This is a genomic window from Frankia sp. QA3 (assembly GCF_000262465.1).
Classification (GTDB): domain Bacteria; phylum Actinomycetota; class Actinomycetes; order Frankiales; family Frankiaceae; genus Frankia.
On record NZ_CM001489.1, the window covers coordinates 429,947 to 442,445 of the forward strand.

The 12,499-nt window shown below is 72.5% G+C and carries 10 protein-coding genes and 1 pseudogene; 7 read left to right on the forward strand and 4 right to left on the reverse strand.

What is annotated here, in order from left to right; genetic code table 11:
- Positions 1-48 precede the first annotated feature (48 nt).
- Positions 49-396: a hypothetical protein gene (locus FRAQA3DRAFT_RS01750; protein WP_009399480.1), complete on the forward strand. Its 348-nt coding sequence runs from the start codon at positions 49-51 to the stop codon at positions 394-396.
- A 99-nt stretch (positions 397-495) separates the two neighbouring features.
- Here FRAQA3DRAFT_RS01750 and FRAQA3DRAFT_RS35660 read toward each other — a convergent pair whose 3' ends face one another.
- Positions 496-657, reverse strand: coding sequence for a hypothetical protein (locus FRAQA3DRAFT_RS35660; protein WP_009399481.1), 162 nt, complete (start codon positions 655-657; stop codon positions 496-498).
- A gap of 902 nt (positions 658-1,559) precedes the next feature.
- On the opposite strand from FRAQA3DRAFT_RS35660, the gene FRAQA3DRAFT_RS01755 reads away from it, so the two are divergent.
- Positions 1,560-3,173 carry an ABC-F family ATP-binding cassette domain-containing protein gene (locus FRAQA3DRAFT_RS01755; RefSeq protein WP_009399482.1) on the forward strand — a complete coding sequence of 538 codons (1,614 nt, stop codon included), beginning with the start codon at positions 1,560-1,562 and terminating at the stop codon, positions 3,171-3,173.
- Positions 3,174-3,358: 185 nt separating this feature from the next.
- Positions 3,359-4,321, forward strand: a complete 963-nt coding sequence (locus tag FRAQA3DRAFT_RS01760; RefSeq protein ID WP_009399483.1) for a cation diffusion facilitator family transporter — start codon at positions 3,359-3,361, stop codon at positions 4,319-4,321.
- 64 nt (positions 4,322-4,385) lie between these two features.
- On the opposite strand, the gene FRAQA3DRAFT_RS01765 is transcribed toward FRAQA3DRAFT_RS01760, so the two are convergent.
- Entirely contained in the window at positions 4,386-5,972 is a 1,587-nt protein-coding gene (locus tag FRAQA3DRAFT_RS01765) for a hypothetical protein (protein ID WP_009399484.1), read from the reverse strand.
- Between the two features lie 637 nt (positions 5,973-6,609).
- On the opposite strand from FRAQA3DRAFT_RS01765, the gene FRAQA3DRAFT_RS01770 reads away from it, so the two are divergent.
- From FRAQA3DRAFT_RS01770 to FRAQA3DRAFT_RS01780, 3 genes are all read left to right on the forward strand, one after another.
- Positions 6,610-6,828, forward strand: a complete 219-nt coding sequence (locus tag FRAQA3DRAFT_RS01770) for a helix-turn-helix domain-containing protein (RefSeq protein ID WP_009399485.1) — start codon at positions 6,610-6,612, stop codon at positions 6,826-6,828.
- A gap of 2 nt (positions 6,829-6,830) precedes the next feature.
- Complete coding sequence (locus tag FRAQA3DRAFT_RS01775) at positions 6,831-7,682, forward strand: enoyl-CoA hydratase/isomerase family protein (RefSeq protein WP_009399486.1); 852 nt, start codon at positions 6,831-6,833, stop codon at positions 7,680-7,682.
- 147 nt (positions 7,683-7,829) lie between these two features.
- On the forward strand, positions 7,830-9,734 hold the full coding sequence (locus tag FRAQA3DRAFT_RS01780) for an ABC transporter ATP-binding protein (protein WP_009399487.1): 1,905 nt from the start codon (positions 7,830-7,832) through the stop codon (positions 9,732-9,734).
- A 70-nt stretch (positions 9,735-9,804) separates the two neighbouring features.
- Here the strand turns inward: FRAQA3DRAFT_RS01780 and FRAQA3DRAFT_RS01785 are convergent, their stop codons facing one another.
- Complete coding sequence (locus tag FRAQA3DRAFT_RS01785) at positions 9,805-9,984, reverse strand: hypothetical protein (RefSeq protein WP_009399488.1); 180 nt, start codon at positions 9,982-9,984, stop codon at positions 9,805-9,807.
- Positions 9,985-10,255: 271 nt separating this feature from the next.
- On the opposite strand from FRAQA3DRAFT_RS01785, the gene pyk reads away from it, so the two are divergent.
- Complete coding sequence (gene pyk / locus FRAQA3DRAFT_RS01790) at positions 10,256-11,671, forward strand: pyruvate kinase (protein ID WP_009399489.1); 1,416 nt, start codon at positions 10,256-10,258, stop codon at positions 11,669-11,671.
- 582 nt (positions 11,672-12,253) lie between these two features.
- Here the strand turns inward: pyk and FRAQA3DRAFT_RS36500 are convergent.
- A pseudogene (locus FRAQA3DRAFT_RS36500) lies at positions 12,254-12,499 on the reverse strand (hypothetical protein); the annotation flags it as partial.

The window sequence follows — 12,499 nt, forward strand, 5'->3', positions numbered from 1 at the left end:
CCTCGCGCCCCGGCGCATCTCAATGACCTGACAGGGAAAGTAGGGAAAATGGGTCAGCAGCAGGATCAGCAGGTCGAGCAGCAGCTGCGGCAGAACTGGCGGCAGATCCGCTACCGTATCCTCGACCAGTTCGGCCAGGTCAGCGCGGCGGATGTCGACGCCGCCAACAGCATCGACGACCTTGTCGCCCGGATTGCGGACAAGACGCACCACAGCGAGACGTACGTCCAGAACCGCCTCCAGGAGCTGGCGGGCGTGGGAGCGGGACAGAGCGGGTTTTCCGGAGGGCGTTTCTCCGGCGGCCAGCAGGGCGGCCAGCTGGGCGGCCAGCAGGGCCAGGCGTTCGGCTCGCAGCAGGGCGGCCAGCAGGGCCAGCCGTTCGGCTCGCAGCAGTAATATCCTCGCCCCGAGGTGAGCCGAACCGGGCTCGCGCCAGGTGACCTTCACCTGGCGCGTCACCCCGGTTCGGCTCTGCTACTCGGCGCGCATTCCCAATCATGTCGCGCCGAGTAGCATCCGGAACTCGAGAAGATCGTCCATCAGCTTGATCGTTGCTGCGTCACGGGGTAGCTGTCGCAGCTCGTCGAGCATCGCGTCCGTTTCTTCCATGGTAGGAATCTCGTCAATCGATGCTGCTATTTTGATGATAGCGGTCATGATATCCACCACCTGCCCGTCCGTGATGAGCCGAGCTACCCCTTAGGATGTCGCGGGGTCAGGTACCCGGCGATCCCCAGAATGGCATGATGCAGTTTACCAGATATTAAGGTTCTGGTGTCCTTTCTGTTAACTCCGGTGCAGGTCGTGTGCGCCCGGTGATGCTCCGCGCGCAGCGTCACCGTCCTGCTCGGATCGGGAGAAGGCCGCGGCCGCCCGATCTGGTCGGGGGACGCCCGGCCCGACAGACCACTTCTGCACCGTCACCAACCGGCCGACCGATACCTGGCCCGCGACCTGACGCCCGGAAATTTCGCCGACCCGCACGAGGTCCACCGCGTCCCGGTACCCGTGACGGCGGCCGGCACCGCCTGCCAGGTCCTGCACGCCGGCTCCCGTCGCCTCACCGCAGGCGCACCCGTCTCCGGCGCACTCATCCCCGGCGCACTCATCCCCGGCGCACTCATCCCCGGCGCACCGCCGCGTTCGACGGCGAATCCGAGCAGGCCGCGCGGGGCCGCTGCCATCACAGGATCGGCCCACCCCCGGCGACGCGCTCGGCGTCCGCTTCCCACCATGACCGGCGAGAAGGATCTGTCGGGGCGAGCACCTCGCCAGGAGGTGGCCTGCGGGCGGATGAGCGTGCGGATCTCCACACCGGCGGCTCCCGGAGGCCGGCTGTCCTCGCCGCAGCGCGCCGCGGTCCCTCAGGGGTTCCCGTGCCACGACGAAATCCGTCGCGCGGGGGAGGACCGTAGTCTGGACGGCATGAGCATCGCCGCGTCGTGATCCGATGGATGTCCCGCCGATGGAGGTCCCGCCCGGTGGCGTTTCCATCGTCGTCCGTAGCCGTCTGACGTCACCACGGCGTCGCCAGGAAGCCCGAAAGAGGCCCAACCTCAATGATCATCGTGTCCGAGCTCGAACTGCGAGCCGGAGCCCGCACCCTGATCGAGCCCGTCTCCTTCCGGGTGCAGCAGGGCGACCGGATCGGTCTGGTCGGGCGCAACGGCGCGGGTAAGACGACCCTGCTGAAGGTGCTGGCGCGCGAGGGCCTGCCGTTCGCCGGCAGCGTCGACGTCCGCGGCGAGGTGGGCTACCTGCCGCAGGACCCACGCGCCGGCGATCCGACGGACACCGCCCGCGACCGTGTGCTGTCGGCCCGAGGCCTCGACGTTCTGCTGCGCGAGATGGAGAAGCTGCAGCTGGAGATGGCCGAGCTGGTCGACTCGAAGGCCCGGGACGCGGCGATCCGCCGCTACGGCAGCCTCGAGGAGCGCTTCGGAACGCTCGGCGGGTACGCCGCCGAAGCGGAGGCGGCCCGGATCTGCTCGTCGCTGGGCCTGGCCGACCGGGTGCTCGCCCAGCCCATCGGCACGCTGTCCGGCGGGCAGCGCCGCCGGGTGGAGCTGGCTCGGATCCTGTTCGCCGGGTCCGGCAGCTCGGACGCGACGCTGCTGCTCGACGAGCCGACGAACCACCTCGACGCCGACTCCATCGTCTGGCTGCGCGACTTCCTGCGCGCGCACACCGGCGGCCTCGTCGTCGTCAGCCACGACGTCGACCTGCTCGACCGGTGCGTCAACAAGGTCTACCACCTCGACGCCAACCGCGCCGCCCTCGACGTCTACAACGTCAACTGGAAGACCTACCTCAACCAGCGGGAGCTCGACGAGCGGCGCCGACGCCGGGAGCGCGCCAACGCCGAGAAGAAGATCGACTCGCTGAAGGCGCAGGCCGACAAGATGCGGGCGAAGGCGACCAAGGCCCGCGCTGCCCACCAGATGGACCGCCGGGCCGAGCGGCTGGCCGCGGGCCTCGCCGACGTCCGCGTCGCCGACCGGGTGGCGAAGCTGCGCTTCCCCGACCCCGCGCCCTGCGGGCGCACCCCGTTGACCGCCACCGGGCTGTCGAAGTCCTACGGTTCGCTGGAGGTGTTCACCGACGTCGACCTGGCGATCGACCGGGGGTCCCGGGTGGTCGTCCTCGGGCTCAACGGCGCCGGCAAGACGACGTTGCTGCGCATCCTCGCCGGGCAGGAGCGGGCGGACACCGGCGAGGTGCATCCGGGGCACGGCCTGCGGCTGGGCTACTACGCGCAGGAACACGAGACGCTGGACACCGACCGTTCCGTGCTGGACAACATGCGGGCCGCGGCGCCGGGCACCTCCGACGTGGAGCTGCGGCGCATCCTCGGCGCGTTCCTGTTCAGTGGCGACACCGTGGAGCAGCGCGCGCAGACCCTCTCCGGCGGAGAGAAGACCCGCCTGGCGTTGGCCGGGCTGGTGTGCAGCTCGGCGAACGTGCTGCTGCTCGACGAGCCGACGAACAACCTCGACCCCGCGTCCCGGGACGAGGTGCTCGCCGCGCTGGCCACCTACAAGGGGTCGGTGGTGCTCGTCACGCACGACCCTGGCGCGGTCGAGGCGCTCGACCCGCAGAAGGTGCTGATGCTGCCCGACGGCGTCGAGGACAACTGGTCCCCCGATCTCATGGAGCTCATCACGCTGGCCTGACACCGCCTCCTCAGGCGCTGCCGTCGCGCTGCCGCCGCGGGGCCGCCCCACCCGCCGCACGGCCGGCCGGCCCGACTTGTAAGACTGAAGCATCGGGTCGGCGGGGACACCGGCAGCGATGTTCGGCGGCATGGTGGCAGGGACGAGGCGGCCGCCGGCGCCGGGATGGAAATGGGGAGTTCTTTGTGAGTACGCAGGGCGGCACGAAGGCGGTTCTGGCGGCGCTGGCCGCCAACCTGGGCATCGCGGTGACGAAGTTCGTGGCGTTTCTGCTCACGCAGTCGTCGTCGATGCTCGCCGAGTCCATCCACTCGGTCGCCGACTCCGGCAACCAGGGTCTGCTGCTGCTCGGCCAGCGCAAGTCGGCCAGCCCGCCCGACGAGGAGCACCCCTTCGGGTACGGCCGCGCGCGGTACATCGCCGGGTTCCTCGTCGGCATCGTGCTGTTCAGCGTCGGTGGGCTGTTCTCCGCCTACGAGGGCGTCGAGAAGCTGCGTCACCCGCACGAGCTGGAGAGCGGCCTGATCGCCATCGTCATCCTGCTGATCGCCGTCGGGCTGGAGTCGTACTCGCTGTCCACCGCGGTACGCGAGTCGAGCAAGATCAAGGGAGACCGTTCCTGGTGGCGGTTCATCCGGGAGGCGCGCGCACCGGAGCTGCCGATCGTCCTGCTCGAGGACCTGGCCGCCGAGCTGGGGCTGATCTTCGCCCTGCTCGGCGTCGGGCTGACCCTGCTGCTCGACGATCCCATCTGGGACGGCGCCGGCACCCTGGCCATCGGCATCCTGCTGCTCGTCGTGGCGGTGCTCGTCGCGACCGAGGCTTACGGCATGCTCGTCGGGGAGGCGGCGACCCCGCAGGCCGTCGCGACGATCCGCGGCACGCTCGCCGCCGCGCCGGGAGTGACGGCGGTCATCCACCTGCGAACCCTGCACCTGGGCCCGGACGAGCTCCTCGTCGCGGCCAAGATCGGGATTGCGCCGACGGCGACGATGCGGGAGGTCGCCGCGACCATCGACGGCGCCGAGAAGGCGCTGCGGGCGTCCCTGACGGTTCCGATGCGGATCTTCCTGGAGCCGGACATCCCCCGCGACGCGCTACCCCGACCGTCCGCGAGCGGCACCGAGGCGACCTCCGCGCCCGCCTGACGCGCCCGGTTCCGGACGCGCCGGGTCGCGCCGCGGCGGGTTGCGGACGCTCCCGGACCGCAGGTCAGGTCGGGGGGCCGCCGAGGCAGAGCCGCAGGGCGAGGGCTCCGATCGCGCTCAGTGACATGAGGATGACGGGCAGGCTGCCGGCCTGCAACCGGTCGCCCGGGCGGGCTGGCCGGGGCCGGGGCGCCACCGCCGCGACCAGCAGCCAGGGGAACACCGGCAGCCAGGTCCGCTCCACCCCGCCCTGGGCGAGGCCCAGGATCACGGCGAACAGCACGGTGGCGGTGGCGCCGACCAGGAACGGCCAGCCCGGAGTCAGGCGCAGCCGGCGCGCGGCCCGGACGGCGACCGGACCGGTGGCGAGGACCACGACGGTCAGGTCCAGAAAGACCCAGGCCAGCGCGGCTCCCGCGGACGGCCGCGGCGCGCCGGCCAGGGCCAGCCCGTCGGGCCACGAGAAGCCCCAGGCGTAGAGCAGCCACAGCGGCAGCAGCGCGCCGAGCCCGGTGATGACGTTGAGCAGCGGCCGGCGCCGGATGAAGTAGGCGGCCGCGATCGCCACCCCCAGCCACACCGGGGCGTAGCCGAACAGCGCCGCCAGGCCCAGCAGCAGCCCGCTCGCCAGCGCCCACCAGACCGACCGGCGCTCCGGTTCGCAGCCGACCACGCCGACGGCGACCGCCAGCGCGGCGAGCGTGGCCGTCACGGCGTCCGGGGAAGCCGCCATCCAGCCGTTCCACGGCGCCAGGACGAGGACGGGCACCAGGCGGCGGGCCGCGGTCTCATGGCACAGCGAGCGCACCGCGACGCACACGACCGGAACGGTCAGCGCGCCGAGTGCGGTGAACAGCACGCCGATCGGCACGGCGCCGTGCAGCCCCGCCCGGGTGAGCAGCCAGGTGGCGAGCACCGGTCCCGGCGGGTGCGCCGGCAGCACGGCGACCGAGCCGGCGACCGCGTGCGGCGTCGTCGTCGTGTAGGCGGCGAGCAGGCCGAGCGGGTCGTCGCCGGCCGCGCCGGCCGCCGCGAGCAGGTCCGCCGGTGCCCGCAGCCCGGCGGCGAGATCCCCGGGCGTGACCAGGGCGAGCGCGAGAGTCCACGCCAGTGAGCCGAGATAGCCCAGCAGCAGCAGGACGCTCCAGGGCAGCCGGAACGCCACCGGCCGCGTGGCCGGGGCGGTCGGTGGGGCTGTGCCGGTGGTCGGGGCTGTGCCGGGGCCGGGAGTGATGTCGGTGCCGGGAGTGGTGTCGATGCCGGGAGTGGTGTCGATGCCGGGAGTGGTGCCGGTGGTCGGGGTCGTGCTGGTGGGCGGGGCTGGCGGCCGGATCGTCGAGGCCCACCAGGCCGTGAGTGCGATCACGGTTGCGGCGACCGCGAGCGGGACCGCGACGAGCGGGTCGAGGCGCGGATCCCAGCCGTCGTGCCACGGGGGCCGCGCGAGACCCAGACTCACGTCGGTGCTGGCCAGTACGGCGGTGCCGGCGAGCCCGAAGGCGACCAGGACCAGCCAGATCCCGGCCTCGGCGAGCTCCGCCCGCAGGGCCGGTCCCAGCGCGGCGGCGGGCGTGCCGGTCCGCCGGTCCGCCGATCCCCGCGCGGCCGTCGGGACGCCCGCCCGCTCGGATGCGCTGCCGGTGACGCTCACCGGTTCGCCCAGCCGGTCGCCGCGTCCCGGGACGCACTCGGCGCCGAGCCGGCGATCACCACTTCACGGGCCACCCCTGCACGGTAACGAGTCTTCCGCCGGCCGAGGTCCAGGGCCGATCGGCGCGCGGGTTGCGGGTGCGCGAACCCAGGCCGGACAGGCGTCGCGGGGGGAGGCGCGGACCGTCCGGCGGCGGTCTCCCGGCCGGCGACGGCCCCGGGCGGGCCGTCGCCGGGTGTGAGTAATCAGTCGGTTTGATCTGCGGCGTTAGCGGTCCGTCGGCGGGCTCTGTACAGTGATCGACTGTTGGTTGTACCTGCGGTGTTGCGTTGAGGGAAGATCGCCGATCATGCTGGTGACGATGTTCGCGGCGACGCGCCGTTGCCGTTGTTAGGCCGTGCGCAGGGGATTGGGGACACTGGTCACCGTGCATGGTCGGCCGTGGACGCCCGGCGTGCGTGCGGGCGGGTGCGACCCGGGCCATGCCGGCGCTGGCGTCGGCGTGGAGATGGAAACGCGAGGGCCCGGGTACGCACCGGCGCACCGCGTGTGATGGATCACATCTGCTTCGAGTGGCGCGTTCACTCGAGCTGAGTGAAGATCGGTTCGCAGATCATCGAACACGGAGGGGGCCACGTTGGCCGAGCTTAGGAAAGGAACCCGGATCACCGGCGCCGAGCGGGACAAGCTCGCTGCCGAACTTCGGAAGAAGTACGAAGGTGGGCAGAGCATCCGTCTGCTCGCCGAGTCCTCTGGCCGTTCGTACGGTTTCGTCCACCGGATCCTGTCGGAGTCCGGTACGACCCTGCGCGGCCGTGGCGGTGCGACCCGGGGCACCAAGAAGAAGAGCGCCTGATCATGGCGGTGCCGGCCGCCGCCGAATCGGCGGCGGCCGGGCTACGGGTGGAGGTCGTCGGACCCGTCGCGACCATCAGGCTGTCCGGATCCGGAGATCCCGGGTCTCTGGGGGGCCTCGGCTCCGCCCTTGATGACGCCCAGCGGCGAATGAGCGGCGACGTCCGGGTCGCCGTCGTTCGCGTGGGCGACGCGGTCCCGCCGGCCGCGGACACCGCGCCGCGTCCGCCGGGTCCGAACGGGCACGCACCATTCCCGCCGTCGCGCGTGCGGGCCGATCCGGCCTCCCTGATCGGGGGGTACCGGGTCTGGCGGGACGCGCTCGAACGGCTGACCACGCGGGCCGACCTGGTCAGCGTCGCCGCCGTGGCCGAGACCACCGGGGACGTGGGCACGGCCCTCGCCGTCGCCTGCGACCTGCGGATCTTCGCCGCCGAGGCGGGGCTGCGCCCGGTCTGGGCGCGCGTCGGCCTGCTGCCTGCGGCGGGGGCACTGACCCGGCTGGCCGAGCTTCTCGGTTGGTCCCGTGCTCTCGACCTGTGTCTGACCGGGCAGCCGCTCGGCGCGGCGGAGGCGGCCCGCCTCGGGCTGGCCCAGCGGCTGGTGCCCCGCCCGCGGCTCGACGACGAGGTCGACACGGTCGTCGCGGGCCTGCTCGCCGCATCCCGTGCCGTCGCGGCCGAGGTCAAGGCGCTCCTGCGCGGCGCTCACCCGGCCGGCCGGTCCGCGGTCCCGGCGCGGGTTTGGGGCGTGGCCGGTCCCGATGCTCGCGACCTTCCCGACGCCGAGAGTGAGGCGTGGGAGCGCACGGTCGTCGATCTGCTGGACACCTCGCGGGGCGCCGCCGCGGGCTGATCTCGCCGCGGGCGGCCGCCCGATCGCCGCCGTCCGATCGCCGCCGTCCCAGGCCGCCGCTGTCCAGTCCGCCGCCGGCGGGAATGACCCCGCACCGACGTGGGCTTACCTGCTTACAGTGTAAGCAACAGGGCAGTGGGAGGCGTGATGCGGCCGGGTCCGGACAGTCGGGCGTTGATGCGATCCGTCGCCCGGGACCGGGCGACGGCGAAGACCTCCCTGCGGCCGGGGACGGTGCGCCGGATCGCGGCCTTCGCGCGCCCCTGGCGTGGCCAGCTGGTCTGGTTTCTCGGGCTCATCGCGGTCAGCGCCGCGCTCGGCGCGGTCGTCCCGCTGATCCTCAAGGAGATCATCGACGGTGGGATCGGGCGTCACCGGGTGGGTTACGTCGAGGTGCTCGCGGCGATCGTCGCCGCGCTGGCCTTCCTCGACGCCGGCCTGTCCCTCGCCCAGCGCTGGTTCTCGGCCCGCATCGGCGAGGGCCTGATCTACGAGATGCGCAGCCAGATCTTCCGGCACGTGCAACGCCAACCGCTCGCGTTCTTCACCCGTACCCAGACCGGAGCGCTCACCAGCCGGTTGAACAACGACGTGCTCGGCGCACAGTCGGCGTTCACCAACACGCTGTCCTCAGTGCTGTCGAATGTGCTCTCCGCCGGGTTCGTGCTCGCCGCGATGCTCGTGCTGTCATGGCAGATCACTCTCGTGTCACTGGTGCTGCTACCGGTTTTCATCATTCCCGCCCGCGCGTTCGCGCCGCGGCTCGCCCGGCTGACCCGGGAACGGTACGAACTGAACGCCGACATGAACAACACGATGACCGAGCGATTCAACGTGTCGGGGGCGATGCTGGCCCAGCTCTACGGCTCCCCGGAACGCGAGGAGGTCAACTTCCGCGGTCGGGCCGGGCGGGTACGTGACATCGGGGTCACCCAGGCCATGTACGGCCGAATATTCTTCGTCTCGCTCAGCCTCGTGGCCTCCCTGGCTACTGCGATCGTCTACGGTGTCGGCGGTCGTCTCGCGGCCCGGGGAAATCTTGAGGTCGGCACCCTGGTCGCGCTCACCGCGTATCTCGGCCGGCTCTACGGGCCGCTCACCCAGCTGTCGAACGTGCACGTCGACGTCATGACCGCGCTCGTGTCCTTCGAGCGCGTCTTCGAAGTTCTCGATCTCGAGCCGGCGATCGTCGACAAGCCCGACGCCGTCGATCTGCCGGCGGGCGCCGCGGCCGTCGAGTTCGATCACGTCGGATTCCGATATCCCGCGGCGGACGAGGTTTCCCTGGCCTCGTTGGAATCCGTCGCGGCCCTCGACACCCGGATCCCCGTGCCGGTGCTGCACGACATCACCTTCCGGGCGGAACCCGGTCAGATGATCGCGTTGGTCGGACCGTCCGGGGCCGGCAAGACGACGATCAGCCAGCTGATCCCGCGGATGTACGACGTCCGGTCCGGCGCGGTCCGGGTCGGCGGGCACGACGTGCGCGACCTGAGCCTGAGCTCGTTGCGCTCCGCGGTCGGCGTGGTCACCCAGGACGCCCACCTGTTCCACGACACGGTGCGGGCCAACCTGGCCTTCGCCCGGCCGGACGCCACCGACGAGCAGATGTGGTCCGCTCTGGACGCCGCGCGGGTCGGGGAGCTGGTGCGCGCGCTGCCGGACGGGTTGGACACGGTCGTCGGCGACCGCGGGCACCGGCTGTCCGGCGGGGAGAAGCAGCGGCTGGCGATCGCCCGGCTGCTGCTGCGCGCGCCGGGCATCGTCGTGCTGGACGAGGCGACCGCGCACCTCGACAGCGAGTCCGAGGCCGCGGTGCAGCAGGCGCTGAGCGCCGCGCTGGCCGGCCGCACCTCGCTGGTGATCGCGCACCGGCTGTCCACCGTGCGGGAGGCCGACCGCATCCTCGTCGTCGACGGCGGCCGCATCGTGCAGAGCGGCACCCACGACGAGCTGCTGGCACGCGGCGGGCTGTACGCCGAGCTGTACCGGACCCAGTTCCGCCCCGCCACGCCGCCCACGCCGCCCACGGCGGCCGCGGTCCACGCCTGAGCCCGCCACCGGGGTCCGCCGCGCCGCGGGTCACGGCCGGCCGGGGGAGGCGTCGGGGTAGCCCGTTCGGTCAGGTAGCGGGTTCCGCCGAACGTGGTGGCGACGAGGCGAGCGCGGTGGTCCGCGCGGGCGCCAGCCCGGGATGCGCGTCCGCGACGACGTGACCGGGCTCGGGCGCGGCGGTGACCTCGATCACGGCGATGTCGATGTCACCGGACGGCTGACGGTGAATAGCGGGATTTCGATTCATGCCCGACTCCGGGGGTGCTCGACCGTGTCATACAGACTTCCGCGTCCGGGTGGAGCGGCTCCCAGGAACGTCGGCGCCCTTGCCGTCTTTCCCGTATCACGCGCGCCGACGGACGGGTGTGGCGCGGGGGACGAGACGGACGGTACGCCGCCGGGCGACCACGCGCAGCATGTACCGGATCGACCTGATCTGACTACTGCTGGGTGCGCGACGCGCATCTCTCGGCGGCCCCCGTGTGCAATGACCGACGATCAGTACTTAGGCTTTGTCTGTGCCACGTAGAGCCAAGATTGTTTGTACCCTCGGCCCGGCCACCAGCTCGCCAGAGAAGGTCCGGGCCCTCGTCGACGCCGGAATGGACATTGCCCGCCTAAACTTCTCCCACGGAACACACGAACAGCACGCCGTCACCTACGCCCGGGTGCGGGAGGCGGCCGAGGCCGCCGAGCGCAACGTCGGCATCCTCGCCGACCTGCAGGGTCCGAAGATCCGCCTCGGCACCTTCGCCGACGGTGGCGTCACCCTGCTGCCGGGCCAGCGGTTCACCGTCACCATCCGGGACGTGCCCGGGGACCAGCACCAGGTCGGCACCACCTACTCCGGCCTGCCCGCCGACGTCTCGGCTGGGGACCGCATCCTGGTCGACGACGGCCGGCTCGTCCTGCAGATCGACGGCGTCACCGACACCGACGTCCACACCACCGTCGTCATCGGCGGCCCGGTCAGCGACCACAAGGGGATGAACATCCCCGGGGCCGCGCTCACCGTGCCGGCGCTGAGCGAGAAGGACGCCGACGACCTGCGCTACGCCCTCGAACTCGGGGTCGACATGATCGCGCTGTCCTTCGTGCGCAGCGCCGCCGACGTCAAGTCGGTACACGCGATCATGGACGAGGTCGGGACCCGCGTCCCGGTCCACGCCAAGATCGAGAAGCCGCAGGCGGTCGCCGCCCTGGACGGCATCATCGAGGCGTTCGACGGTCTGATGATCGCCCGTGGCGACCTCGGGGTCGAGCTGCCCCTCGAGGACGTGCCGCTGGTGCAGAAGCGTGCCGTCAGCCAGGCCCGGGAACGGGCGAAGCCCGTGATCGTCGCCACCCAGGTGCTCGAGTCCATGGTCAGCGCGCCGCGGCCGACCCGCGCCGAGGCCAGCGACTGCGCGAACGCGGTCCTCGACGGCGCCGACGCCATCATGCTCTCGGCCGAGACGAGCGTCGGGGCCTATCCGATCGAGTCGGTGTCCACCATGGCGCGGATCATCGAGACGGCCGAGGCCGACCTCGGGCGGATCCCGCCGCTGCGCACCGAGCCACGGACCCTCGGCGGGGCGATCGCCCAGGCGGCCGCCTCCGTCGGGCACGCCGTCGGCGCCCGCTACCTCGTCGCCCACACCCTCAGCGGCGACACGGCCCGGCGCCTGGCCCGGTACCGCAGCGAGGTCCCGGTGCTGGCCTTCACTCCCATCCCCGCCGTGCGCAACCAGATGGCGCTGTTCTGGGGCGTGGAGACCTTCCTCGTGCCGTTCGCGGAGAGCACCGACGAGATGGTCCGCCAGGTCGACTCCGCCCTGCTCCAGATCGGCCGCTGCCGGCCCGGTGAGCTCGTGGTCGTCGTCGCCGGCACCCCGCCCGGCGTGGCCGGCATGACCAACACGATGCGGGTCCACCGCATCGGCGAGGCGGTCTGACGGCCGCACCGTGCAGCACCGACGACGCGACGAGTCTGTCGTGTCGTGACGTGACCTGACGCCTGACCGGCGGGCGGTTGCCGCGGGGCCCCACCCGCGCCGACCGACGGTCGGGCGCCCCGCCACCTCGAGCGGACGCCGACCCCCAGACCACCCGACCTCCCGCGCCCGGATGCGGTGGCGGGCCTGGCGTCCGCGCCCGCCTGGCCCACGGCGACGGAGGTCGGGGACGCGTCCCGCGCGCGATCCGATTTCCTCCCAGGAGTCACCGGGGATCCTCCCGCGCGGACGCCTGCGGCCTCGACTGCGGGCGCCCACCCCGCCCGAGCAGCGATCCAACGTGCCCGTCCGACGGACGCCTGAGGGCTGTCATGATGAGGCCGGCCGCGCCCCAACCCGCCGACCGGGCGCGCGGCGGATCCCGCTGGCGCGGGTCCGGATTCGGATCGGCCGGCAGCCTGTGGGTCAAGGGCGCATGTCAGGGAGTGGTTGCATGGTCGAGCAGGGGAGCGGGACGGACGATCAGGCGTCCGCGGGCACACCGGCGGCCGACCCGGGCCCGGCCGCTCCCGGGTCGCGTTCTCAGGCCTCCGACCAGGCCCAGGCCTCCGACCAGGCCCAGGCCTCCGACCAGGCCCAGGCCGCCGACCCCCCAGGTGCAGGCGCCTCGGCGCACCCGGATACCCGTAACCCGCCGCGCGCCGCGCCTGCGGCTTGGGCCGCCTCCGGGGCACCCGCCCGTCCGGCCTCCGCCCCGCCCGCCAGCGCCCGCTCCCGAGCCTCCGCCGTCGGCGGCCGGCCCGATGCGTCCCGTTCCCTGGGGGCGGC